Genomic DNA, 22,673 nt, shown 5'->3' with positions numbered 1-22,673 from the left:
TCTAATCCTGCAACACAATGCCTGCCTGTTCTGCACGAACCTCAAGGATAAACAGATATTTCCCAATCGCTTTTGCTTGGCGTTTAAGAAGATCTAATGAACAAGAAGATTCAAAAGGGCATGTCCCTGCTTCAAGTTTCACAATGGTTTTATGTATTTTTTCATACCGTTCTTTGGTTTGGGAGTATTCCTTCGCCAACCTTTCTTTCCATCCTTGCTCAAGGATTTTCTTTTTTGCTTTCGTCATACTATTTCTCCTGGTTTTTTTTAATACATCGGATAATGAGTTTTTGCATCTCTTTGGAAGGGGTTTTTCCTGTTTTATGATCCTTAAAACTATATCCGTTCCGCCCTACCAAAACAGTAATATGTTTGTTGACAATAAAAACAGAGTCATAACCATGACTAACAACGGCGTAGGCCCCAAGCAGGCCCAAAACCATAAGAGAAACTCTCTCTATATTTAGTGCTTTTGCCATATCTGCCCTCTTAATAATTTCAAAGTCTTTTTTTTATCGTTCCTGGTTAAGGTAACGGTAGCCTGCTTCCCGTCTCAAAAGTTTATCGTTCCTGGTTAAGGTAACGGTAGCCCGCTTCCCGTCTTGCTCAAAAGTTACTGTTATGGGAGGCATTGTTCCCGCCCTCCGGCTTTTTTAGGTGTTCTTGTATATATTCTTGGGCAAGCGTTAGGAGTAAATCTCCCGTATCCAGTGCTTTGTCTCCCAACACCTGCACTCGTTCATTGTTAAGCACTGCCGGAATAACAATAATGGCCGCCATTTGTTTGGTGCTGGGCAAAAAACTACGCACCAATAACGAAGCAAAGCCAAACACGAGTAACAAAAGAATCGGACGACATCTTTTCCAAAACCATTCAAAGCCATAATCTGAACCTAAAATCCCTAACACAACAACAACGACAACAAACATAGTAAACGAAGCCGCCCAAGCCCCGTTTAAGGCACATCTAAAATCATCTAACTTTATAATCCAATACATCGTTAACATGCTCATAAATACTCCTCAAATAAAGCCCATTTTCTCGGCACAAACCGAACAAATACGCCGTCCGTTAGGCGTTTCTTTTAAGTCTTCCTTAAAAAACTTATCCCCGCAGTATTCACAATATTCAAATGTTTCCATCGTTATACCCTCGTCATACGCACAATTTTTTCCAATTCCAAAGCGGCACTTCCGTAACTTAAATGCAAGTCCTCTCGGCAAACATTTAATTCGCGCCCCTCTAAAGTCCTCACTTTTACAAGAGAACCTTTCTCCAAGTCTCGGCAAACAGCCCAACCGGTACAAATTTCCGGTACTTCCAACCACCACACCAATCGGCTACCACTCATCATCTCTCTCCAAAAATTCAAAAACACCCGAAACGAGCAGACAGAAAAGGCCCAAAATAAACACTATTTTTAAGAAAATAATCATCTTATTTTCCTCATAAACCGAATCGCCACAGCAGCAACCTGTGCCGCTTCCTCATAAGCCCTGGATTTCCATTGATAATCGAGCGAATTATCGTTTACCTCTTGGGCAAGTTCCCCCACCTCTTCGAGCAAAATACAAACTCCTTGTTCGGGAGAGTTCGCAAAAAGAGGGTGCTTTTTGCAGGCTTGATAAAGAGCATCTCTCACATTACGAACATCTTCATCAAACTCAGCGGTATTTCTTGTACGCGCATAATTCAGTTCCATAGAAAACATATTTTCAAACTCCGCGCGGATTCTATCCACAAGGAAACACTCTTGTGCGTTGGCTTGCACCTTCATCGCATCTAAAATATGTAGGAATAGCAAGTGTTTTTCATCGTTTATTTTCATAATTACCCTATAAGCGGCAAATTCGGCCTGCCGTTTTTCATTTGTTAAAATTTACCCCCACCTCCAAACGGTCAGTGGGGGCAGGATAGTTTTTTCCTTTTTACTTTCTTACAAGTTTGAGTTTAGAACACCCGACTTTTGGATTTAGGAAGGTGTCGGCCCTTCCTTACTGCAAATCGTGCGCTATAACGGGCGCACCCGTAAGGGTTAATTACTCCCTTCTCATTTCGTTTTGGCCCCTTGCGGCCCGCTCTCTTGGCAACTGCTTATCCGCAACTTATCGGGGGCGATTGGCACCAAAACTACTTTGATTTTTAATTTCTCGGGCGTGGTTGTTGTACTTGTATCGTAGACTTAACCATGGAGGTTGTTGCAGATCCACGCCCGCCCGGTGCTATTTCGCCGGGAAATTATAATCAAATGCGTTAATAAAAAGCAGGGTTAGTAAAATACTTCCGGCAATCCCTACGACTACCGCACTTGCGGTGTGCCAATCTTCCGGTTTAGTTAAAACTTGCCAAAATCTTTTCATCTCTTTTCCTCCTTAAGCCCAAAGGCCTTTCGGGCATCATTTCTAGCGGCACGGATAGTATCAAACGGCCCGTTTGATAACCCATTGGGCGCGTGCCAAGTCCATTTTCCCCCCGAAAACGAAAAGGTAAGCCCTAAATCTTTCCTTCTTTTATCTGCACGGACTTTTCTTTCGGCCGCAGGAATGTGGTTGTATTCGTTTTGCCAAGCGGTTTTTTGTGCTTGTTGACACTTTTTGCACACGCGCTGCTTTCCCACCATAGGTAGCACTTCCCCACAATGCTTACACGGCCGATTAACCACCTTCCCGCCTTTTCTTCTAGCCATACTTTCTTATCCTCTGATTTTCGTAAACCGGGCAAGATGATTTAGTTGCGAAGTTGGTTGTCTTAAAACCAGCCAATCTTGCACTTTTGATAAATCAAACAGATATCTTCCACTAAAACTAAAGCAAGGCATACCTTCTTTAATAAGTTTGAAAATCTGTTCAGCACTTATATGCGTTCCACTAATACGGCCCGGCAATTGTTCACGCAACCCGCACACAGTAAAGTAAGTTTGAGCGCCGATTTCTACTGTTTTAACCGCCTTAGCCATGCGTTCTTTTTTCATACTCTCTCCTAGGCATTTGCTATAATAAAAAGGCAAGTATCTGTTAACTCCGCTGGCTCGGAGCGCCGCTTAACGGCTTGATACTTGCCTTTTGCTTGATGTATAGCACCCCTAGGTGCTTTTGCAAATTTATACACCACCCTTGTTTGGGTATCGTTCGGGGGTAAGCCAGCCCTCGCCGATCTAAATTGCTCTTTGACAATTTCCCTCTATGGGAAATGTCAAACCGACGAGAACGAGCCCCACCTGTGCCCTGTTTGCTAAATTTCGGGTAAACAACTGATGGCCGAAATATACTGCGAACGACCTAAGTGAACATATTTTTCCGTCTGTAATATGTTGCTATGCCCCATTAAATCACATACCGTTTTTAAGTGAACCCCCTGTTGTATAAGTAAACTTCCGAAAGTATGCCTTAATTTGTGCAAATAACAGTGCAAATGCGGTAATTTTTTTTTGGTTTCTCGTATATATGCCGCGCTTACATAACTGTACTTTTCTCGATTTCCCTCTAAATTGATGATGTAAGGGCTTTCTTTTGGGGCTCTTGCAATACTCGCTTTTATGGCTTCTTCCGTGAGTGGGCGCAGGGGAATTGTTCGTATGGATTTTTTCGTTTTGGGTTTCCACTCAACCTTTTTGCTGATAGTTATGGTGTGTGTATAGGGGTTATAGTCTGTTTTGTATAAGAAGGCTATTTCCCCCCTTCTTAACCCTTCTTCACAGCCCAACAAAAAGGCCGTTAATAAATCCCCTTCTAATGCGGATTTGATTTGGGAAAGTTCAAACACTTCGTGGTATTCGGTACGATTTTCGTTTTCGTCGTCCTTTTTAACCAGTTCCCAATTTTGTTTGATGCCTATTTTGCCGAACATTTCGGCGGTGTGCATCATGGCTTTTATGGCTTTAAGATAACGGTTCCGGCCGGCGGGGCATTTTCCCTGGTATTTTTCGTGTAGAAAAATCTTAAATTTTAATAAAAAATCAGGGGTAATGCTGCGTAAGTAGTATGGAGTGCGGTATTCTTCCATTAGCCGTGTGGCTGTATGATGGATATACTCCGTTCCGGAAGTGCGGTTTTGAGACAAGTACCAAAAGTACCATTTCTTAAAATCTTTCCATAGCGGAACCTCTTTTGGGGTGATATTGTTTTCCTCTAAAAACTGAACAAAAACACTTTCTCGGGTAGCGGCTACTTTCGGATCGGAAGTGTGTAGGGACGGACGGTATCTTTTGCCACGATAGTAACAATCTCCGTAATAGATGTTTCCTCGTAAGAACATAATAACCTCCTTTTTAGATTGAAATTTGGATTTTTGGGATTAAAATTAGAATAATGGAGAAAGCAATTTTGAGAAATTGCTATAATAAAAATATGCAAGCCAACTATAGAAGAGCTTTAGAAGAAGCCCAAAAAGTTATTAAAAATAACTTCATTACTCAACCGCCTATTATTGCCGAACAGATAGCGCGGAACTATGGCTTAAATGTTAAATACTGTGTTTTTAAGCCGCAGCACATGGATATTGCTGGTTTTGTTGATTCTAAAGGGGAAATTATTGTTAACTCTGCTGAATCTAATGTGCGTAAAAATTTTACGATTGCGCATGAGTTGGGCCATTATTTGTTGGGGCATTTATCAGACCCTGATTATGATGTTTTGTATAGGCAACCAATCGGCAATATTCCCAATACTCCCTTAGAGCAGGAAGCCAATTGTTTTGCGGCCAATTTGCTTGTGCCGGAAAATCTTTTGAAAGATTGTATTTCTCGTTTTCCCTTCGCTACCAATCAGCAACTTGCTAATTTGTTTGGGGTTTCTGTTGATGTTATCGGTTATCGCCGACATGATTTAGGAATATAGTATGGAAGAAAGAAACAAAAAAGAATCTTCTATATTGGAAAATGCTTACATTATTCCTAGTCCATGTGAAAATGCCGGTTCCGGTGAAAATGCCGACTCCGGCGAACTCTCTGCTATAGCGGCAGAAGAACTCAATAAATTGAAGGAAGAAGTTTATAAATTAAAAATAGATAATGAACACCGAAAAAAGAATCAGGTTGTTAGAATTTGTTTAATAATAGTCTTGTCTATTTTATCGCTTTCGTGGCTTTATTTTACAGGATATGAAATTAGGCATATGGCCAAATTAAAGCATTTCCTCCCACCTTCGGTTGCTATTGCTTTTATTACAAGTTCACTAGGTACTGTGGTCGGTTTGTGGGCAATAGGCCTAAATTACTTTTTTCACCATGAATAACCCTGACACTGGTTTGTGTCAGGGTTTAGTGTGAAATTTTATTTTACTTATAATTCGTAGGAAACCGCTAATTCCTTGGCCAATAAGGCCTCTGCCAAACTTTCTTTGTTTGCGTAAACATCGCAAACAAGACGAAAATACTTTCCTCTTGAACATCTTTTAAGTTTTATTTTCTTTTTAGAGAGAAAATCCTTTGTAAACTGTTTGGCTTCTTGGGCTTTTTTCTTAATGGCGGGTTCTTTGGCACTTAACTCCGGAGTGTTTATGCCGCGTACCCGTACTGAAATTGCCTTGCAAAAGATTTTGTATTTGCAATTCAGATTTACTTTGAAGGTATCCCCATCAATCACTTTGCCGAGTTTTACGGAGTTGAAGGTAGCGGTGGGTTGCGGTTCGGCGGAAGCAGGTACGAGTAAGAATAAGAGGAACAGACAAAAAAGTAAATTATTTTTTAATTTCTGTTTCAAAAATATCATCCAGTGTGAATTTATTCTGTTTTTTTCTTTTGTATAGTTTGAAAAAAGATAAAATTCTGTATCTTTTAACTAAAAAACATAATAACAAAAAGAATAAAAGAGCGCAAACGCAAATAGATGATAGTATAGCAATTTGTCCTTGGGCCTCTTTTCTAGGATTGTAATCAAAATCCATCATGGCAAAGTAGTTCGTTTTGGGCTTGCCGAGAACTTGTGTTTCCGTCGCGTACAGGATTTCATCGGGCCGTTTTAAGTCGGTCATTACAGGGATATTGTATTTATCGTTTTGTAGTTTTTTCTCCATTTATTATTTTTCCTTATCTTGAAGTTCAATAACTACTTTTTTTAGAAGAGCAATATCTTGCTTTATACTCTCAAATTCGGCGGCATCGATAGTGGTTTGAAGTGTATTTGGTTTGTTGCCTACGAGGGGGTTGTTCACAGTGTAAGAAGGAATGCCAAAAAAGTAGTTTGCATCTTTTCCCGTTATTTTTATTATTTCGTTTAGCAGATTTATTGTAGGAGTGTTTCTATTGTGAATCCAGTTGCATATTTGTTGTCTGCTGATTTTTAGTTTTTTTGCGGTATCTTCTTGAGTTAAATTGCTTTCTTTAATCGCTTTTTTTATTCTTTCTCCAATTTTCTTTACCGTCATAAAATATCCTCTTTTTGAAAAAAACTTGACTTGTACACATTTTTTTTACATAATATGTAAAAGAATAGTGTACATTAAGGACGGTATAAAGTAGATTTGCTCGGAAGGGCATAATAAGGCCCAACCGGCTTAAAGCAAAGTGTAACCGTCCGCACCGTCCAAAGTTCAGACGGTTACACTAAATTTCATTATAGCAAAAAATAATTTAATTTTTGCTATAGACACAAAAACATTTTTTTATCCTCTATGGAGTTTTCCCATAGAGGGTATTTTTTTGCCTCTAAAACCCCCTAATTGTGCCCTATTTAGCCCGCCACAGTGGGCACAGTTTTTGTTCTAGAATAAAACAAAATTAGGAGGAAATATGAATAAATTACCATCAGTTTATAAAAGAGCCGGAAGCCCTGTTTACTGGGGGTCTATTATGAAAAACGGAAAACGAAAGCAACTGGCCTTATTTAAGAATAAAAAATACTCTCAAGAAGTGTTGGCGCAATTAAGAGAAGAAAACAAAGGGAAAACCCAATCCCCCTCTTATTTAGCATTTAAGCACAGGTATTTAGATTGGGGTCTAGCCAACAAATCCCCATTGACAGTATATAGAGACAAACACGCGTTTTCTTATTTAGAATCTTTTGCACCCAATTTAAGAGAATTAACCGAAATAAACATATCCCTTCTGGAAGATTTCAAGATATGGCTTAAAACAAAAAGCATGAAGTTAGAGGAAAATTATAAAAGCCAAAAAGGAATAAAGCGCCCCAAAGGAATTTTAGGTAATACAGCCATAAATCGTGTTATGGCGGCTCTCAAAGCCAGTTTTCGCAAAGCAAACGAGTGGGATTTGATGCCTGAAATTCGTTGGAGTATTGTAAAACGCTTAAAAACGCCCCGTGGTCGCGTTGAATTTTATACGGTAGAGGAAGTTGTGCTTATGCGACAAAAAGCCGCAGAAATGGCCAAAATGCACAAAAATTACTGTTTTGAAGAAACGGTGGTTATGTTGGGTGCCCAAGCAGGGTTGCGCCGCGGAGAAATGGTTTATTTGGAAGAAAAGGATTTAGACTTCACTAAAAACATTATTTCAATACAGCCCAAAAAAGGGTGGACACCTAAAACCAACGAGTGCAGAGATATTCCCATGTCAGAGGAATTGCGGGAACACTTGCTTTATTGTGTAAACTTACCAAGGCGTACGAATCGTATATTGGTGGATAATTATGGAGATTCTTTAACTTTGGATATAGCAACCACACGATTCAAAAAGTTTGTTAAAAAGTGCGGACTTAAGGGTGGCGTTCATAAATTGCGCCATACTTTTGCGAGCCATTTAGCACAAGCCGGAGTTGACTTATATCGGATTTCAAAACTTTTAGGTCATAATAGCATTAAAACAACGGAGATATATGCCCATTTGCTTCCCTCCACCTTATCCGATGCTATTAAGTACCTTCCGGCAACAAAAAAGCCCAGTATTTAACTGGGCTTTCTCAAATTTTACTACAATTTTTACTACAGTACCGACGATAAAACAATGCGCAGAGAGGGACTCGAACCCTCAAGCCTTGCGGCATGCGCCCCTCAAACGCACGCGTATACCAATTCCGCCACCTGCGCGAAAATCTGAACTAAGAGGGTTTTGTTAAAGAACTTTTCTTGCTACCTAGATATTTTAACAAATAAATCGTCGTAACGCAAGATTTTTCAAAAGAAAACGCCCCCGTTTAATGCTATCGGGGGCGAAAAAACTATTTACCGGCTTCCGCAGGAGCAGAAACGGGAATTTGTACTTTATCCATTACGGAAGAAGACGCTTTTTTATTGGAAGCGATGGTAAGCACAATGGAAGTGCACATAAGTACCAAAGCCAAAATAGCGGTAAATTTGTTAATGGCGTTAAAGGCGGTGGGGCTGGCGAACAAGTTATCCGCACCCGACGCGCCGAAAATACCGGCGGCGGAGCCTTTTCCGCTTTGCAAAAGTACGAGTAAAATGAGTAAAACGCAGACGACAAAATGAAGCGTTAAAATAAGCGTATACATGAAATTAAGTTTCTCCTATAAAAGTAACAATATCATTATACAATTTTTTCCAAAGGATAGTATTTCTTTTTTTACAACAACAAAATAAAAACTTCCCCCTCCCTTAAAAAATTCAGCCCCGCACAAGGCAGGGCTGATTTGTGTCAAACACTAAAAGACTTTTCGGTTTATTTAGCCAAGGCTACTAAACCGGGCAATTCTTTACCTTCCACAAATTCCATGCTGGCGCCGCCGCCGGTGGAAACGTGGGAGAGTTCTTTTTGGTTGAATTTGCCTTTTTTGAGCACGTTTACGCTGTCCCCGCCGCCAATGATGGTGGTGGCACCGGCTTTGGTGGCATCAATCATGGCTTGGGCAACGGCAAAGCTGCCTTTGGCAAAATTCGGGAACTCAAACACGCCCATGGGGCCGTTCCAGAAAATGGTTTTGCAGTTCAAAAGTTCATTGTGGAAAAGTTCCACCGTTTTGGGCCCGATATCCAACCCCATAAGATCGGCAGGGATATTTACATCGTCCACGGAAACGGGTTCGGTGGTTTCGGCAAATTCTTTACCACAAATGTGGTCAACCGGCAACAAGATTTTGACGCCTTTTTCAGCGGCTTTTGCCAAAACGGCTTTGGCTTCGTTTTCTTTTTCGGCATCAAACAGAGATTTACCGATTTCGTAGCCTTGTACTTTGAGGAAGGTATAAGCCATACCGCCACCGATGACGAGGACGTTTACCTTATCCATCAAGTTGTTTAAGAGCATGATTTTATCGGATACTTTAGCACCACCCACAACAGCGGCAAACGGGCGGGCCGGGTTTTCCAAGGCTTTCCCCAAGAACTCCACTTCTTTTTGTACGAGGTAACCGGCGCAACCGGGCAAGTAATCGGCTACGGCGCTGGTGGAAGCATGGGCGCGGTGAACGGTACCGAAGGCTTCTTGTACGAACACTTCGCCGTGTTTAGCGAGTTGTTTGGCAAATTCGGGGTCGTTCTTTTCTTCTTCGGCGTGGAAGCGGAGGTTTTCCAACAAGGCGATTTCGCCGTTTTTAGTTTCGGCTACTACTTTATCGGCAGCTTCGCCAATGCAGTCGGTCGCAAAGTGCACCGGCACACCAAAAAGTTTTTCCACTTCGGCAGCAACAGGAGCCAAGCTAAATTCGGGGCATACTTTGCCTTTCGGGCGGCCCAAGTGGGCTACGAGCACTACGCGGCAGTTGTTTTCCAACAAATGTTTAATGGTTTTTTCGGTGGCAACGATGCGTTTGTTGTTGTCCACTTTACCGTCTTTCAAGGGTACGTTGTAGTCAACGCGCACTAAAACTTTTTTATCTTTCAGGTCCATGTCCTGAATTTTTTTGATGCTGTCAAAATTCATACTTTTCTTTGACTCCTTTTTTATCTTTTCCGGGCCGGAAAATATCCAACCCTTAACACTATCATTTTACAAAATTTCGTGCCGTCGGGCACTAGGTTATTTGCGGCTTTGCATTTTACCCAGCAGATTTAAGATTTCGATATACAGCCACACCAAAGTAACCACCAGGCCGAAACCGGCATACCACTCCATAAATTTGGGTGCGGCAAAACGGCCTGTCATTTGGTCTATAAAATCAAAATCAAGCAGGAAGTTAAACGCGGCCACCGCGCAAACGACTACGCTTATCCCGATAGAAAGAGGGGACGCGGAAGTGAGGTACGAAATATTCACCCCAAAGAGCGACAACAGCCAAGAACCGATATAGAAAACCGCAATAGCGGCCGTGGCGGAAGTGATACCCAAGCGCAGTTTTTTTGTTACCGGGATAATACGCATGCGGTAAATAAAAAGCATAAAGAAAAACACCAGCAGCGTTATGGCTACCGCATTAAAAACAATGCCCTGAAAACGCGCATTATACGCGGCGGAAATAATCCCCAGCAAAAGCCCTTCCGCAAAAGCATAGACAGGTGCCGTAAACGGCGAAATTTTGGGCCTAAAGCAAGTTATAAAGGCGATAACCAACGCACCCAAGGAAATGGGCGTAAGATAGGCTATCCAGGCCATGTAGTTTTTCCAAGCGAGCATGCCTCCCACTACGCACAAAAAGAGTAGCAGGAAGGTTTTGTTAATGGTGCCCTGCAATGTCATCACTTGGGTGGCAGAGCGCATATTTTGTTGGGCGCGTTCAAAGGCGCCTTCGTTAAATACCGGATTAGATGCCATGGTATTTCCCCCTTTTTTAATAAGATACTTCTATTATATGAAATTACGAAAATAAACAAAAAAAACCGACCTCTTTTTTATATTAGAGGTCGGTTTTGGGTTTAGTAAAAACTAATTGTACAAGGTTTCATCTTTTACATGTTTCTTAATGTAATCCCACTCTTGTTTAAGTAAATTCTTTTTGAAAAAGTCTAAAGAAGACTGTGACAAGAAGTGATACCATCTGCCGGGGTTGCGCCCGTCTTTATCGGAGTTGGTTACATTGAAACCCAAGAGATATTCTAAATTGTTCGTATCGGGGTTTCTGCCGAAAACCGGGTCACCCGTATCTCCTCTAACGGCTTTCCAACAGATTTTGAAACATTGTTCTTCCGTGCACACATTAACCACATCCACGGGGGCACATTCTCTTCCCCACAACATATCGTTACGGTTAAGGGTAATTTCCGGGAAAGTGGTTTTTAAGCTTTCCGCATCTTGCGCAACGAACAAATCTACAATCGGCATCTTTTGGATTGCTTTTTGCAATTTTTCGTTAGAACCGTCAATGGCAATCAGTAACAGTTTGCCGTCTTCGCGGAAATTTTCTTCCCCTATGGTTACACCTTCGATTTTGATGCTGGAAACCCAGCGGGCTACTCTGCGTTCGGAATAAATAAGATCTCCACTCCCGCCGCCGGATTGAATAAGAGTTCCTTTTCCGCTTAAATCAATGCAAGCGCGGGAAGCAAGCAAAGTGTTGGGAGCAATGCGCACGGCCGGGCATTTTTTTTCAATGGGATCATTTTTTGCCTCTACATCAAGAAAAACGGCATCTACTATCAAGTTAATCATAATAACGCCTTTTTCATGAGCATTGGTAGAGGATGATTCCACTAACTTTTTCCCAATATTTTTCATGAGAACAGAGGTCTGCTGTGCGCTCACAAAAGGGGTCGCCAGGCAGAGAAGTAACGCTAATGCAAATAATTTTTTCATAAGTGGGCTCTCCTAAAAGATTCCTTCTATTTACATATCATAATAATTTTTATCAAAAATTTCCAGGGGCAAAAGACCCAGAAAGTAAAAGAGGAAGGGCCTATTTTTTTCTGGGCCCCGATTAAGAATAAAAAAAACCCGGCAGAAATGCCGGGTTTTTTTAGGCTTGCTTTCAAATTACATCATGCCGCCCATTCCCCCCATGCCGGGCATGGCAGGAGCGTGGTTGTGTTCTTTTTCGGGAGCATCGGCTACCAAGGTTTCGGTTAAAAGAACCGTTCCCGTGATAGAGGCTGCATTTTCCAAAGCGGTGCGGACTACTTTGGCCGGATCCACAACACCTGCTTTTAAGAGGTCGCAATAGGTGTCGTTGTCGGCATCGTATCCGTCTGCATCGCCTTTCATTTTAAGGACATTATCCACCACTACGGCACCGTCCAAACCGGCGTTGACTGCGATTTGTCTTAAAGGAGCCGTTAAGGCTTTTTTAACAATGTTGATACCGGTGCGGACATCTTCGTTTTCAACTTTCAAACCGTCCAAGGCTTTTTGACAGCGGGCCAAGGCTACACCGCCGCCGGGAACGATACCTTCTTCCACGCCGGCTTTGGTGGCGTTTTTGGCATCTTCCACTTTGGCTTTTTTGGCTTTCAGTTCGGTTTCCGTGGCAGCGCCTACGCTGATGACGGCTACACCGCCGGAGAGTTTAGCCAAGCGTTCTTGCAATTTTTCTCTGTCGTATTCGCTCTTGGAGTTTTCAATTTGTCCGCGGATTTGGGCGGCTCGGGCGGCAATGGCTTCTTTGCTGCCTTTTCCGCTGACGATGGTGGTGTTTTCTTTATCGATAACAACGCGGGAGCATTGGCCGAGCATAGCGAGTTCGGCTTTATCGAGTTTCATGCCGCGTTCTTCGCTAAGGACATCTCCACCCGTTAAAATGGCAATATCTTCCAACATTTCTTTGCGGCGGTCGCCGAAGCCCGGGGCTTTTACGGCACAACCTTTCAAGGTTCCGCGCAGTTTGTTTACAACTAAGGTGGCCAAGGCTTCGCCGTCCACATCTTCGGCAATGATTAAGAATTGTTTGCCGCTTTGTACGATTTTTTCGAGTACGGGCAACAGTTCGTTCATGGAAGAAATCTTTTTATCGGTTACAATGATGTACGGGTTTTCGAGCACGCATTCCATTCTTTCGGAATCCGTTACGAAATAAGGAGAGATATAACCGCGGTCAAATTGCATACCTTCCACCACATCTAATTGGGTGGTAGCGGTTTTGCCTTCTTCTACGGTAATAACGCCTTCCGCACCTACTTTTTCGATGGCTTCGGCAATCAAATCACCGATGACGCGATCGTTGGAAGAAATGGTGGCGATTTGCGCTTTTTCTTCTTTGGTTTTTACCGGTTTGTGCATTTTATTGAGTTCGGCTTTGGTGGCTTCTACGGCCATTTCGATACCTTTTTTTACCAAAGTCGGGTTGGCACCGGCAGTAATGTTTTTGATGCCTTCGGTCAACATGGCATTTGCGAGTACGGTGGCGGAGGTGGTACCGTCGCCGGCGACATCGTTGGTTTTGGAGGCCACTTCACGAATAAGTTGGGCACCCATGTTTTCAAATTTATCTTCGAGTTCAATGTCTTTGGCAATGGTTACGCCGTCGTCAATAATAAGCGGAGAACCGAATTTTTTTTCGAGGACCACGCTTCTGCCTTTGGGCCCCAAAGTTACTTTTACAGCATTTGCTACTTTTTCGATACCCGCTTTCATTTTGGCGCGGGCTTCATCACCATAAATAATTTGTTTAGCCATATTATTATTTCCCCCAGATTAACCTAAAATACCCAAGATTTCGTCTTGGTGAATAATTAAATAAGTTTCGTTATCGAGTTTTACTTCCGTGCCGGAATATTTGCCGTACAATACGCGGTCACCTACTTTCACATCCATTTCGGTGCGTACGCCTTTGTCGGCCACTTTACCCGGGCCTACGGCCAATACTTCGCCTTCCATCGGTTTTTCTTTAGCGGTGTCCGGAATGATGATTCCCCCTTTCATGGTTTCTCTTTCAATGGGTTTTACGATTACACGATCCCCCAACGGTTTAATCTTTACTTCTGCCATATTCCATACACTCCTTTTATATTGGAATTAAATTTTTCTGCCGAAAGATAGTTTTTAGCACTCTTTCGGTCTTAATGCTAATTTAGCAAATAAGTTTATAAATTGTCAACCCCTTTCTTAGAGTGCTAAAAAAGGGGTTGTTCGTTAGACGGAAAAAGTTAAGTTTTAAGAGCGGGAAAACAAGCGTTGTAAGCGTTGTTTTAGCGTTACTTTGCGCGGCGGAAGAATTTTGATAAGTACCGCGGAAATATTGTCCTGCCCGTCTTTTTCATTAGAAACTCTGACCAAGTGTTTGCAGAGTTTTACGATAGAGGTTTGTTTTCCGGCTTCCAGCAATGTACCCATATCCGCTTCGCTAAGGCCTTTATACAGACCGTCCGAGCAAAGCAGTAAGGTATCTCCTTCTTTTACCGGGAATTTTAAGAGGTCAAATTCGATATTCTTTTTAATTCCCATAGCACGGGTAAGGACGTTTTGAATTTTAGAGCGATCCGCTTCCGCACGGGTAAGTAAACCGCGGCGGACATGCTCCATGGCCAGGGAGTGATCCGTGGTGATTTGCACGATTTTTCCGTCTCTAAACAGATACAGGCGGGAATCTCCCACATGGACGGCGATAGCGGAGTCTTTATCAAACAGAACACCCGTTAAGGTGGTGCCCATCATACGGTAAATTTCGGAAGATTGGGCCGTAGAAAAAATAGCGGCATTGGCCAAGTTCGCGGCCATTAACAGTTTGCGTTCCGTGCTATCCAATTTTGCTAAGAAATTCTCCGGAATTTTCAACTGGCCGTTGTTTACTTTGCGTATGGTTTCCGCCAACACGGATACGGCAATGTTGCTGGCAATTTCGCCGGCACTGTGCCCCCCCATACCGTCGGCCACTACGCCTAAGCCCAAATCGGAAGAGATGAGGACATTGTCTTCATTTTTCTCGCGGATTTTTCCAATATCCGTTACGGCAGCAAATTCAATATCAAAACTGCTCATAGTTCATCTCCGAAAATAACATTACCGGCACAGCCTAACACTCCCAAAACGCCGAGCATTAAGATTAGGAAGAAGTAGGCATTGTTGTTCTTGGCGTTTTCGTTAAAGTTTTTAATCGGGTAACTGAGGGCATAGTCCCAAGCTCCGACCTTCATTTTGCTGCGCCCGCCTTGATAGTTGCGTACAAGCAAACTGAGGAACAACGGTTTGGTTTCTTCATCAAACACGCCGGGGGCTAAACGATCCACCTGCGGTTCTAAAAATTTCATGGCTTCTTCTACCGTAAGAGGCGTAAGTTCATTGGTGTTATTAACTTGCGAGAACTTATTCATGCCTGCACTGATACTCATGTTTTTAGCATCTACATGGGCTTTTTTAACTTCCACTTTGGCGACGAGGGCTCTAAGCGTGGCGTTCATATCCGCAGCCAGGCCGGAAACGGAATAAGTCCATAAGGCGCAGAGTGCAACCAAGAAAAGAACGGAAGGAAGCAACATCGTTTCTTTTTCTTTGGGAGAAAGAAGGTAGTAGGCGATTAAAAGCGAACAGAATAGAGCCGCATAGAGAAGCCCTTTGGTCATCACCGATTGTGCATCGGGGACGATGGAAAGGTGAGAGGCCAAGTAAACCATCGTCATGGATAAAGCAACCAAGGCAACACCCAAAAAACCCTGCGGAATCGTGCGGTTGATTCTCCAAAACAGGGAAACGGCCCAAGAGGCGGCTATTACCAAGTAGCACAAGCAGTATTCCGGCGTAAATAAAAACTGTTTAACCATGGACAGTTCCATAAAAGGAACTTCCGGTGTAAACAGCCCTGCCAAATAGGAACAGAAGGCTAAAATCAGCAAATTTGCCGTCGAGCGGGCAAACGGTTTGAGTGCTGAAGACGCTAAAATGAAAGCCAACCCCATAGCGGCCAAAGCCGTCAGTGCCAGTTGGTTAGGGGCATATTCGGCAGCCACAAAAGGTGAAATCATGTTATACAGGAGCCCCGCATGTTCCGAAATGTGAACGGAGCATAGCTTACCAAAAGAGTAATACAGATAAACAATCCCTGCCGCAAAAGCCAGATAGAGCGGAACAAAAGCAATCAGTTGCAAAATACTTTTGATCAAATTTGATTTGCTCGATTCTTCTTGAAGTCCTGTGGCCGAAACCAAGGAAGCTTGCGGCATAAAGTTGTTTTGCGGAATACGGATAGAAGGTTCTTTCGCCGGCGCGGGTTGCGGTTTGGCGGAAGAATCGGGCATTTCGTCCATTTGCGGCAAAGAAGGTAAATTGGACGAAGAAGGAGCCGTTACCCGGTGAGCAGGATAATTTTCAATCCGTTGCTTTTTTACCGTGTCGGTGGAAAACTGTTCTTCTTTGATAATTTTGAGCGGGCCTTCGTCTCCTAATTCAATAGCGCGTCCGGCACCGGACTTTAAGCGCAGTTGTTCTTCCGCACGCATTTTGCGGAAGTAGGAGTATGTTTCCTTGGCCGTTTGGAAACGGTCGGCCGGATTTTTACTCATTAACTTTTGAATACCCAAGGAAAGCCAACCCGGCATATCTTTACGAACCTTAGCCGGATCCGGAACGGGTTCGTTGATGTGTTTTTGGATAATATCAATGGTGTTTTTCCCGTTGTAGGGGAATTGGCCCGTCAATACATAGTACAAACTGGCCCCGATAGAATAGAGGTCGGCGCGGGTGTCCAAATCTCTGCCGAGGGCTTGTTCCGGTGCGATAAAGTAAGCCGTACCGGCCAGTTCGGTTGTTTTGGTGGAGCCTTTGTCTTTATCTACTTTTTTGGCAATACCGAAGTCCACCACTTTGGCCTGGCCTTGCGGGTTGATTAAAATGTTGGAAGGTTTAATATCGCGGTGGATAATACCCTTGGCGTGGGCGGCATCTAAACCTTGCAAAACCCCGTCGAACAAATCTAACACTTGCCCGATAGGGAGAATTTTATTTTTCTTGAGAAGCATAGACAGCGTTTGCCCCTCAATAAAGGACATGACAATAAAATAAAACCCTTTTTCCTTCCCTACGTTATATACATTAACGATGTTAGGGTGATCCAACTCGGCGATAGCGCGGGCTTCCGTTAAAAACAATTCTACCGCTTTTTTATCGTTTGCCAGGGACGGACTTAAAATTTTGACGCAGACGATGCGGTTCAACGCTTTATGGCGAGCCTTATATACGGCCCCCATCCCGCCTTCGGCTGTTTTGCTTAAAATCTCGCAGCCGGAAATTTCTTTACCTATGAGGGAAACGGTATCGGTCATAATTGTCCTTTAAGAAAATAAAAAGTACTTTTTTTTATTATACAAAAACCGCTTGATTTTATCTCAATCAAGCAATAAAATATATCTGTCACGATTATGATATCATATTTTGTCGTGTCAATACAGGGGGAGTTTAGTATTTTTTTTTGAGAGGGTTCCTTATGAGCGAAAGCAGTTTCACTTTATTAAGAGAAATCGGCATTTTGCCGCTTGAAGAAAACGAAGAAGTCCTCTTTAGTATAGATGCTTATCGCGGATTTCGTTATGTGTCTATCCGTCGTTATTTGCAGACGGACGGATTTAGCGGTGCTACAAGAGACGGCATCACGCTTACTCCCGAAATTGCCCGGGTACTTATTCCCATGATAGCGGCTCTGCCCGACAGGGAAAGTGATGTAAAACTGGGAGATATCGGTAAATTTGCCAAACGCCCGGGAATTTGTGTAGTGGTTGGTTTAGCGGGTTTTCGCGGAAAAGTGGGATTGACTTTTTATCAAACGCAGGAAGGTTCCCGCTCTCGCAAAGGAATTTGGTTGCCGTTTAGCAAAATAAAAGAGATAAAAAAATTGTTTCAGGACACTTTGACTATTTTGGAAGAACAACCCGAAATTGAGTTTTAGTTAAAAACAAAAACCCCCGGCATTTACCGGGGGTTCTTCTTTACATAGCTTTAATACGCTTGGGTATGTAGGTCAGTATTGCTGGAAGGTAAGAGTTCTTCCTTCATTTCCTGTTGCAACTCTTTTTCATTATAGATTTTTTGTAATTGCTTTTGTATGGCGGATAGAAGTGCTCTGAGTTGATTGTTTTTGTCGGATACCAAACCTTCCCCTTTTACAACAGCCGTGGCTTGTTGCACAAAGGTTTCGATAGCCGCTTCGGCCTCTTTGCGTGCTTCTTTATTTTTCCAAGAAACAATGTAAGTTTGAACCTTGGTTCCAAAATTGTTAATATCAGCCAAGATTGTTTTTTCCCACAAAATGATATTTTGTTCCAGAGATTTTTTTAGCTTGGAATGCAGGGTACGGTAAGCGTTGTTTATTTCTATCTGTTGCTCCGCTGTTAAAGGTTTGGGATCATTTAAGTATTCTTCTACTTTCCCTAAAACTTGTTCGATTTCTCCCCATAATTCTTCATTTCCTAATTCCCTTGCTTGAGATTGCATTGTGACAAAGGCCTCTTTGTAATATACCCAAAACTCAAGGATAGAAAAGCCATTAGCCAAATTTGTTTCCAAGTGTTGGAAATAGTCATCAAATTTCTCAGGTTGTATATTTTGAGAAACCTTTGCAAAAGAAGACTGAACAAATTTAATATAGTAGGCTTGATTTGCATTTTCAATTTCTTTCATTATTTTGGCTATATATATTTGTTCTCTTAATGCTAAAACGGCATTATTATAGATACCGGTTAATTGTTTTTCTTTTTCTTCTTTTTCGGCTTCCGACAAAATAGAATCCCCTTGCCGGATCGTATCAATCTCTTTCATGGCCTGATCTATTTTGGTTAAAACCGGTTTTCTTAGTTCGGTATTTAGATTTTCTTTTGCCAAATTTTTTAATTCTCTAAAGTTAACTTCGTGGGAACGCAACCAAAAGTTTTGATTGAACTTTTCCGTAATAGGCATGATATCGTTAGCTGTTTCGGGTTTTTTAACAGCTTCTGTAAGGTCGCGTTTATATTCAGCCAACAAATCTCCAAAGGCTTCTTGAACGTCTTTTCGGCGCTCTTTAGGAACGTTCTCAAAAATGACTTGACTTGCATTTTCATACATACTTTCTGCCATTTTTCTATAGGAACGTTTTATTTTGTTGGTATCCGTACGAGTCTTCCAAGCTCGATGTTCGGTTTGCTCGCTTAACATATCTTTGGCTTCTTGGGGAACTTCAATTCCTCCCATCATTTTCAAAGGTTCTGCCCCTTGAAAAGGCAGGCTGGTTAAGATAAAGGGAAGCGACAAGTATTCTCCGCCGGGAACAGAGGATATCTCTTGGCCCAGAGACATGAGAGATTTTCCAATCCAATCTGTCATATTGCCGATAAGGGGAATATCTTTCCAAATATCTACATAATCAAGACCGGTACCGATTCCCCCCGCCAGAAGCGGGAATAAATACTCGGGGTCTTTGTTGTTGTCGGCTAAATCACTTGCTAAATGAGCCGATGCGGGCGGAATAGAGCCATTTTTGTAATTCAATTCTGTTAACGCTTTCCCCCATTTACCTGCTTCATCAAAAATACCAGAATAGGGAGTCATCGCTTTGTTGGTTAAAGAAAGAAGTGTTTTTTCTTGCCATTGTGTAATTAACGGTTCTGCAATAATATCTCCAGCTTCCCAAGCCCCGAAGAGTGTAAGAGTGGGTTTCCAAGATCTCTTAATGTAATTCCACTCGGCCAGGGGTAAGGTTTTCCAAGAAGTCGGGAGTAGGGCCTTTGTAAACAAATTTTTGCCCGAAAGGCCATAGCCTTTTCTTAAAAAACTTAAGGCAATACTTTCCGAAGAAAGCGGAAAGCTTAATTCGCTGATCAATCCTACAGCCGGTTTGTTGGGCGAGGCTGCCAGCCTCATAAAGGAAGCAGGGTTGTTCAAGGCTAATTTTGTGAAACCCTGGTCTGCGGCAAAAACCCGGGTAATAAGCGGGTTCCCCACGGGTTTACCCAGCGGGCCTATCATCTGTACTAAATTTCCCGATTCGGTTAACCCCCATATATTTAATTCTTTTAATCCTCCGTTTTGGACATACTGGGTCATCACACCCAGTTCTCTTTGGGCGATAGTGGGATTGAAGGAGAATAATCTGGAAGCGGGCAACGGTTCAAAGAATTTCATGGTATTTCCAAATTGATCCACTCCCCTCATTTTGCGCAGAATATCATAGTTGCGGATACCTCTTTCGGCATTAAACAGGGCAAGCGATTCATCCGTTAAACGCCAAGTCAACGGTTCGCTGGTAAAAGGTCTGTATTCCGTGCGTGTTAAGTTAGTAAGTTGTTTCGGGTTTCTAAAAGGGTTCCAGTCGCTATAAATAAGTTGGCTTTTTTTGGTAACAGCTCTGGTTGTTTCGCGGCCGACAGTGCCGGCAGCAGAGCCGGAGGTCGCAGAAGATGCTCCGGCAGAAGCGGATGTTGCGGTGCCTGCTCCTTTTGCTCCTTGGCTTGTAATAGTTGTTGCCCCTTTCCCCCCCTGAGCAGTGACGGTTGTGGCAGCACGGCTGCTTTGCTGAGCGGTGGAGGCTCCTTTGGCCGTACGGGCGGCAGTATTTGCTCTTGTATAAGTTTGGGTAACAGTGCTGTTTTTAGCCACATTACGCATATAGTTACTATAGCGGTAGGCTTTTTTGTATTCGATAACGGCGGCCTGTATTTTGCGCCCTTTTCTAACTGTATTGACGGCTCCAAGCGCCTTGGGCGTTGCTTTTAAGGCTACCCAAGAAGAACGAATTACAATAGAAACGCCTTTGAATAAAGCACCAATAACCCATCCGCCGACAATCCACAGTCCGGCATCTACCACAAACATGGCAACGGCCTCTTCCATTTCATCTATTTTTTTGTTTTCTAAAACTTTAACATGATCATAGGGCTGGCAGTAGGCTCTCTCATTATCCATATTTTTAGGCAAAATGGAAGGAGACCCAGCTGCTTGAATTATGGGACCGTCCGGGTAATAAAAATCGTAATAGGTTGAATTTAATGAAGTAACTAAAGTTGCGAAATTATCGGAGTCCAACTCGAAGGAATCATTTCGCTTATAAGTGAATAACATAAAGCAATACAGTTTGCCTGTCATTTCGGCAAAATAGGCTTTGTCTTTTTCTAACTGAGCTTTAATTTTGTCATCTAATGCCGGGATAGATTGTTTTTTACGCGGAGTATTACCGTAGAGTAAGGAAGCGTGTTCCACCGCGGACAAACGCGTGCGCATAGAAAATTCGACAGGGGCAGATAAAATCCGTAACGCACCGATAAAAAGAGCCAATTTGAAAGGATCTTGGTAGGCTTCATTAGCCGCTGTTTGTAAAACGACGGCCGAGTCGCTCACAACGGGGCTGGTCAAGTCAACGGATTCTTTGTTTTGGTCCACATAGCGCATTAAGGGTAAAATGTTTCCTTTTGCTTGCATTAAAAGGATGGCGGCATACTGCAAAGCTGTGTGATAGACTTCTTGGTTCCCGTCTACGCTTTTTGCTTCTTCTATGGCTTCTTTGCAAAGTTTGTCTCCAAAGGAACCTTCCGCCGCTAATGGGAAAACCTTGGCGGGTTGATAATGTTCTTTGGGGAAGGAAAAAGTGGTGTGCTTGTAGTAATTCCACCCAATCTGCATGCCTTTTAATAATTCATCAAGCGGGGCTTCCATGCCGCTGGTTTCTTTGATACCCGTTTGATAGTAGAATTTGTATAAGTTCCACAACGCCAGGCGAAGTGCGCCGCGAGCGTTGACAGCTTCCCAGTTTTTTCCTTTTATGGAATACAAGCGTTTTTTAAGAATTTCTTCCACTTCCAAAAATTCTTGGATAATAAATTCTCTCTCTTCTCCCGCAAAAGAAGCAAATTCTTGCGGGTCAAGTAAATCTGTAAAGTAAATTGCGGCTTCGGCCACTTCTTCCAAAGAATGCTTTCTTTCAACGACAAAATATCGCAAAAGATCTGTTTCGTATTTAGTAATTTCCTTAGCCGGGCCAGTGGTAAAATATTTGAACCAAGCATTAAGAAAGTTGGGTTGAGTTTCTTTGATATTGTCATATCTGCCGGTAAAACTGTTGAGTTTAGAAACCATCTTAGGAGTTGAGGAATAGAAATAACGCAAATCGGACCACTTATAGGCAAAATTTTGAAGCAAAAATTTCTCTTCGCCGGACAAAAAATACTTTATCCAACCGATATGTAAGTTATCTTCGTTATATAAGGCTTCTAGCGGGAAGATTTTTTTCGTACCTTTAGGTTCAGGTAACGGTCTTGTAAAAATAACCGGCGGCGCGACATAAGTGTTATCTCTCTTAACAGCGTTTTTTGCGGAATACTCTTGACTCCCTTCCTCCAGCAAGTTAAGAATTTTCGCAGTTTTGGTCGCTTTCCATATTCGTTCGGTATCTGTTAAGTCCAATTTTCCGGACTCATGTTCTGCTTTCACTTGTTTTAACAGCGCTTTTTCTGCTTGGAGAAAATTCCTTCGGTCGTGCAAGACATGCATTTCATACAGAGCAAGCGGTTCCATTGATTCAAGCCTGCTAAGTCCTTCGTCACTTATCCTTTCGTTTACCTTATTTTCTAATCGTTGGCTAATGTATTGTCTGACAGCAGGGATAGAAGAATCTGTTTCTATAGGGAGTCCGGGATTCTTTATGGTATTGATTGGGCGCAATTGGGAGGTATCAACAACTCTTGTATTATCCTGAGGGAGCGAATAGTAATCCCAGCGCATAAGTTCTAGTTCTTGTCTGCTCGTGGAAGTGCTCAAAATCCGTCTTCTCTTTCCGTCGGTGGCCTGTTGAGCCTGAAGTAAAGAAGGTGTAAAAATGTTAATAAAAAATACAAAAGCAAGAAATAGGCGTAAGTAGTGTTGGAACATAAGGGCTCCCTTTAGATAACTAGTTATACTCATATAGTAAGAAATTGCCAACTTATATCCAAGGGCCGAAGGACCCAGGAAAAATAAAAAAAGGGCCTACCGTTTGGGTAGGCCCTTTTGGGAAGTGGTGTGAAA

General features: G+C 42.6%; 24 protein-coding genes and 1 tRNA gene. 4 read left to right on the top strand and 21 right to left on the bottom strand.

The annotated features are described in order from the left end of the window. Position 1 precedes the first annotated feature (1 nt). From E7027_04385 to E7027_04350, 8 genes are all read right to left on the bottom strand, one after another. Positions 2-247, bottom strand: a complete 246-nt coding sequence (locus tag E7027_04385) for a hypothetical protein (protein ID MBE6421352.1) — start codon at positions 245-247, stop codon at positions 2-4. Position 248: 1 nt separating this feature from the next. Continuing rightward, positions 249-479: a hypothetical protein gene (locus tag E7027_04380; GenBank protein ID MBE6421351.1), complete on the bottom strand. Its 231-nt coding sequence runs from the start codon at positions 477-479 to the stop codon at positions 249-251. A gap of 127 nt (positions 480-606) precedes the next feature. Continuing rightward, the gene (locus tag E7027_04375; GenBank protein ID MBE6421350.1) at positions 607-1,014 is read right to left on the bottom strand and encodes a hypothetical protein; all 408 of its coding nucleotides are present in this window, start codon (positions 1,012-1,014) and stop codon (positions 607-609) included. A gap of 131 nt (positions 1,015-1,145) precedes the next feature. Then, positions 1,146-1,352, bottom strand: coding sequence for a hypothetical protein (locus tag E7027_04370; protein MBE6421349.1), 207 nt, complete (start codon positions 1,350-1,352; stop codon positions 1,146-1,148). 81 nt (positions 1,353-1,433) lie between these two features. After that, entirely contained in the window at positions 1,434-1,829 is a 396-nt protein-coding gene (locus E7027_04365; protein ID MBE6421348.1) for a hypothetical protein, read from the bottom strand. Between the two features lie 528 nt (positions 1,830-2,357). Next, positions 2,358-2,687: a hypothetical protein gene (locus E7027_04360; GenBank protein MBE6421347.1), complete on the bottom strand. Its 330-nt coding sequence runs from the start codon at positions 2,685-2,687 to the stop codon at positions 2,358-2,360. Positions 2,688-2,693: 6 nt separating this feature from the next. Then, on the bottom strand, positions 2,694-2,972 hold the full coding sequence (locus E7027_04355; GenBank protein ID MBE6421346.1) for a hypothetical protein: 279 nt from the start codon (positions 2,970-2,972) through the stop codon (positions 2,694-2,696). A 260-nt stretch (positions 2,973-3,232) separates the two neighbouring features. Next, a complete protein-coding gene (locus tag E7027_04350; protein ID MBE6421345.1) occupies positions 3,233-4,255 on the bottom strand; it encodes a site-specific integrase in 1,023 nt (340 codons plus the stop codon). A 53-nt stretch (positions 4,256-4,308) separates the two neighbouring features. Here E7027_04350 and E7027_04345 point away from each other — a divergent pair, with 53 nt between their 5' ends. Both E7027_04345 and E7027_04340 read left to right on the top strand, forming a co-directional pair. Beyond that, entirely contained in the window at positions 4,309-4,836 is a 528-nt protein-coding gene (locus tag E7027_04345; GenBank protein ID MBE6421344.1) for an ImmA/IrrE family metallo-endopeptidase, read from the top strand. A 1-nt stretch (position 4,837) separates the two neighbouring features. Further along, positions 4,838-5,233 (top strand): hypothetical protein, encoded by a 396-nt coding sequence (locus E7027_04340; protein ID MBE6421343.1) that lies wholly within the window; start codon positions 4,838-4,840, stop codon positions 5,231-5,233. 47 nt (positions 5,234-5,280) lie between these two features. Here E7027_04340 and E7027_04335 read toward each other — a convergent pair whose 3' ends face one another. Genes E7027_04335 through E7027_04325 form a run of 3 tightly spaced genes read right to left on the bottom strand, consistent with a single transcriptional unit; the run spans position 5,281 to position 6,364 of the window. Then, positions 5,281-5,709, bottom strand: a complete 429-nt coding sequence (locus E7027_04335; protein ID MBE6421342.1) for a hypothetical protein — start codon at positions 5,707-5,709, stop codon at positions 5,281-5,283. After that, positions 5,678-6,013, bottom strand: a complete 336-nt coding sequence (locus tag E7027_04330) for a hypothetical protein (GenBank protein MBE6421341.1) — start codon at positions 6,011-6,013, stop codon at positions 5,678-5,680. The genes E7027_04335 and E7027_04330 overlap by 32 nt, the downstream gene beginning before the upstream one ends. A gap of 3 nt (positions 6,014-6,016) precedes the next feature. Continuing rightward, positions 6,017-6,364, bottom strand: a complete 348-nt coding sequence (locus E7027_04325; GenBank protein MBE6421340.1) for a helix-turn-helix transcriptional regulator — start codon at positions 6,362-6,364, stop codon at positions 6,017-6,019. 364 nt (positions 6,365-6,728) lie between these two features. Between E7027_04325 and E7027_04320 the strand changes: the two genes are divergently transcribed. Beyond that, a complete protein-coding gene (locus E7027_04320) occupies positions 6,729-7,844 on the top strand; it encodes a site-specific integrase (protein ID MBE6421339.1) in 1,116 nt (371 codons plus the stop codon). A gap of 55 nt (positions 7,845-7,899) precedes the next feature. On the opposite strand, the gene E7027_04315 is transcribed toward E7027_04320, so the two are convergent. From E7027_04315 to E7027_04275, 9 genes are all read right to left on the bottom strand, one after another. Beyond that, a tRNA-Leu gene (locus E7027_04315) sits at positions 7,900-7,981 on the bottom strand. A 131-nt stretch (positions 7,982-8,112) separates the two neighbouring features. Further along, entirely contained in the window at positions 8,113-8,406 is a 294-nt protein-coding gene (secG, locus tag E7027_04310; protein MBE6421338.1) for a preprotein translocase subunit SecG, read from the bottom strand. A 167-nt stretch (positions 8,407-8,573) separates the two neighbouring features. Then, positions 8,574-9,773, bottom strand: coding sequence for a phosphoglycerate kinase (locus tag E7027_04305; GenBank protein MBE6421337.1), 1,200 nt, complete (start codon positions 9,771-9,773; stop codon positions 8,574-8,576). A gap of 96 nt (positions 9,774-9,869) precedes the next feature. Beyond that, the gene (locus tag E7027_04300) at positions 9,870-10,601 is read right to left on the bottom strand and encodes a Bax inhibitor-1/YccA family protein (GenBank protein ID MBE6421336.1); all 732 of its coding nucleotides are present in this window, start codon (positions 10,599-10,601) and stop codon (positions 9,870-9,872) included. A gap of 111 nt (positions 10,602-10,712) precedes the next feature. Further along, entirely contained in the window at positions 10,713-11,579 is an 867-nt protein-coding gene (locus E7027_04295) for a hypothetical protein (GenBank protein ID MBE6421335.1), read from the bottom strand. A 177-nt stretch (positions 11,580-11,756) separates the two neighbouring features. Continuing rightward, positions 11,757-13,391, bottom strand: a complete 1,635-nt coding sequence (gene groL / locus E7027_04290) for a chaperonin GroEL (GenBank protein MBE6421334.1) — start codon at positions 13,389-13,391, stop codon at positions 11,757-11,759. Between the two features lie 18 nt (positions 13,392-13,409). Continuing rightward, positions 13,410-13,703 carry a co-chaperone GroES gene (locus tag E7027_04285; GenBank protein MBE6421333.1) on the bottom strand — a complete coding sequence of 98 codons (294 nt, stop codon included), beginning with the start codon at positions 13,701-13,703 and terminating at the stop codon, positions 13,410-13,412. A 165-nt stretch (positions 13,704-13,868) separates the two neighbouring features. After that, entirely contained in the window at positions 13,869-14,693 is an 825-nt protein-coding gene (locus tag E7027_04280) for a serine/threonine-protein phosphatase (protein ID MBE6421332.1), read from the bottom strand. Then, a complete protein-coding gene (locus tag E7027_04275; protein MBE6421331.1) occupies positions 14,690-16,969 on the bottom strand; it encodes a hypothetical protein in 2,280 nt (759 codons plus the stop codon). The genes E7027_04280 and E7027_04275 overlap by 4 nt, the downstream gene beginning before the upstream one ends. A 161-nt stretch (positions 16,970-17,130) precedes the next feature. On the opposite strand from E7027_04275, the gene E7027_04270 reads away from it, so the two are divergent. After that, a complete protein-coding gene (locus E7027_04270) occupies positions 17,131-17,589 on the top strand; it encodes a hypothetical protein (protein MBE6421330.1) in 459 nt (152 codons plus the stop codon). 50 nt (positions 17,590-17,639) lie between these two features. Here E7027_04270 and E7027_04265 read toward each other — a convergent pair whose 3' ends face one another. Further along, positions 17,640-22,571, bottom strand: a complete 4,932-nt coding sequence (locus E7027_04265) for a hypothetical protein (GenBank protein MBE6421329.1) — start codon at positions 22,569-22,571, stop codon at positions 17,640-17,642. Positions 22,572-22,673: the final 102 nt, after the last annotated feature.

Origin of the sequence: Elusimicrobium sp., from assembly GCA_015062115.1 — a bacterium.
Lineage (GTDB): Bacteria > Elusimicrobiota > Elusimicrobia > Elusimicrobiales > Elusimicrobiaceae > Avelusimicrobium.
The sequence above is the reverse complement of the archived record's forward strand: the minus strand, read 5'-3'. Positions and strand labels throughout refer to the sequence as shown.

What these genes read in the sequence shown, in the direction of transcription:
- E7027_04385 (MBE6421352.1), bottom strand. Translation starts at nt 247, where the DNA reads ATGACGAAAGCAAAAAAGAAAATCCTTGAGCAAGGATGGAAAGAAAGG.
- E7027_04380 (MBE6421351.1), bottom strand. Translation starts at nt 479, where the DNA reads ATGGCAAAAGCACTAAATATAGAGAGAGTTTCTCTTATGGTTTTGGGC.
- E7027_04375 (MBE6421350.1), bottom strand. Translation starts at nt 1,014, where the DNA reads ATGAGCATGTTAACGATGTATTGGATTATAAAGTTAGATGATTTTAGA.
- E7027_04370 (MBE6421349.1), bottom strand. Translation starts at nt 1,352, where the DNA reads ATGAGTGGTAGCCGATTGGTGTGGTGGTTGGAAGTACCGGAAATTTGT.
- E7027_04365 (MBE6421348.1), bottom strand. Translation starts at nt 1,829, where the DNA reads ATGAAAATAAACGATGAAAAACACTTGCTATTCCTACATATTTTAGAT.
- E7027_04360 (MBE6421347.1), bottom strand. Translation starts at nt 2,687, where the DNA reads ATGGCTAGAAGAAAAGGCGGGAAGGTGGTTAATCGGCCGTGTAAGCAT.
- E7027_04355 (MBE6421346.1), bottom strand. Translation starts at nt 2,972, where the DNA reads ATGAAAAAAGAACGCATGGCTAAGGCGGTTAAAACAGTAGAAATCGGC.
- E7027_04350 (MBE6421345.1), bottom strand. Translation starts at nt 4,255, where the DNA reads ATGTTCTTACGAGGAAACATCTATTACGGAGATTGTTACTATCGTGGC.
- E7027_04345 (MBE6421344.1), top strand. Translation starts at nt 4,309, where the DNA reads ATGGAGAAAGCAATTTTGAGAAATTGCTATAATAAAAATATGCAAGCC.
- E7027_04340 (MBE6421343.1), top strand. Translation starts at nt 4,838, where the DNA reads ATGGAAGAAAGAAACAAAAAAGAATCTTCTATATTGGAAAATGCTTAC.
- E7027_04335 (MBE6421342.1), bottom strand. Translation starts at nt 5,709, where the DNA reads ATGATATTTTTGAAACAGAAATTAAAAAATAATTTACTTTTTTGTCTG.
- E7027_04330 (MBE6421341.1), bottom strand. Translation starts at nt 6,013, where the DNA reads ATGGAGAAAAAACTACAAAACGATAAATACAATATCCCTGTAATGACC.
- E7027_04325 (MBE6421340.1), bottom strand. Translation starts at nt 6,364, where the DNA reads ATGACGGTAAAGAAAATTGGAGAAAGAATAAAAAAAGCGATTAAAGAA.
- E7027_04320 (MBE6421339.1), top strand. Translation starts at nt 6,729, where the DNA reads ATGAATAAATTACCATCAGTTTATAAAAGAGCCGGAAGCCCTGTTTAC.
- secG (MBE6421338.1), bottom strand. Translation starts at nt 8,406, where the DNA reads ATGTATACGCTTATTTTAACGCTTCATTTTGTCGTCTGCGTTTTACTC.
- E7027_04305 (MBE6421337.1), bottom strand. Translation starts at nt 9,773, where the DNA reads ATGAATTTTGACAGCATCAAAAAAATTCAGGACATGGACCTGAAAGAT.
- E7027_04300 (MBE6421336.1), bottom strand. Translation starts at nt 10,601, where the DNA reads ATGGCATCTAATCCGGTATTTAACGAAGGCGCCTTTGAACGCGCCCAA.
- E7027_04295 (MBE6421335.1), bottom strand. Translation starts at nt 11,579, where the DNA reads ATGAAAAAATTATTTGCATTAGCGTTACTTCTCTGCCTGGCGACCCCT.
- groL (MBE6421334.1), bottom strand. Translation starts at nt 13,391, where the DNA reads ATGGCTAAACAAATTATTTATGGTGATGAAGCCCGCGCCAAAATGAAA.
- E7027_04285 (MBE6421333.1), bottom strand. Translation starts at nt 13,703, where the DNA reads ATGGCAGAAGTAAAGATTAAACCGTTGGGGGATCGTGTAATCGTAAAA.
- E7027_04280 (MBE6421332.1), bottom strand. Translation starts at nt 14,693, where the DNA reads ATGAGCAGTTTTGATATTGAATTTGCTGCCGTAACGGATATTGGAAAA.
- E7027_04275 (MBE6421331.1), bottom strand. Translation starts at nt 16,969, where the DNA reads ATGACCGATACCGTTTCCCTCATAGGTAAAGAAATTTCCGGCTGCGAG.
- E7027_04270 (MBE6421330.1), top strand. Translation starts at nt 17,131, where the DNA reads ATGAGCGAAAGCAGTTTCACTTTATTAAGAGAAATCGGCATTTTGCCG.
- E7027_04265 (MBE6421329.1), bottom strand. Translation starts at nt 22,571, where the DNA reads ATGAGTATAACTAGTTATCTAAAGGGAGCCCTTATGTTCCAACACTAC.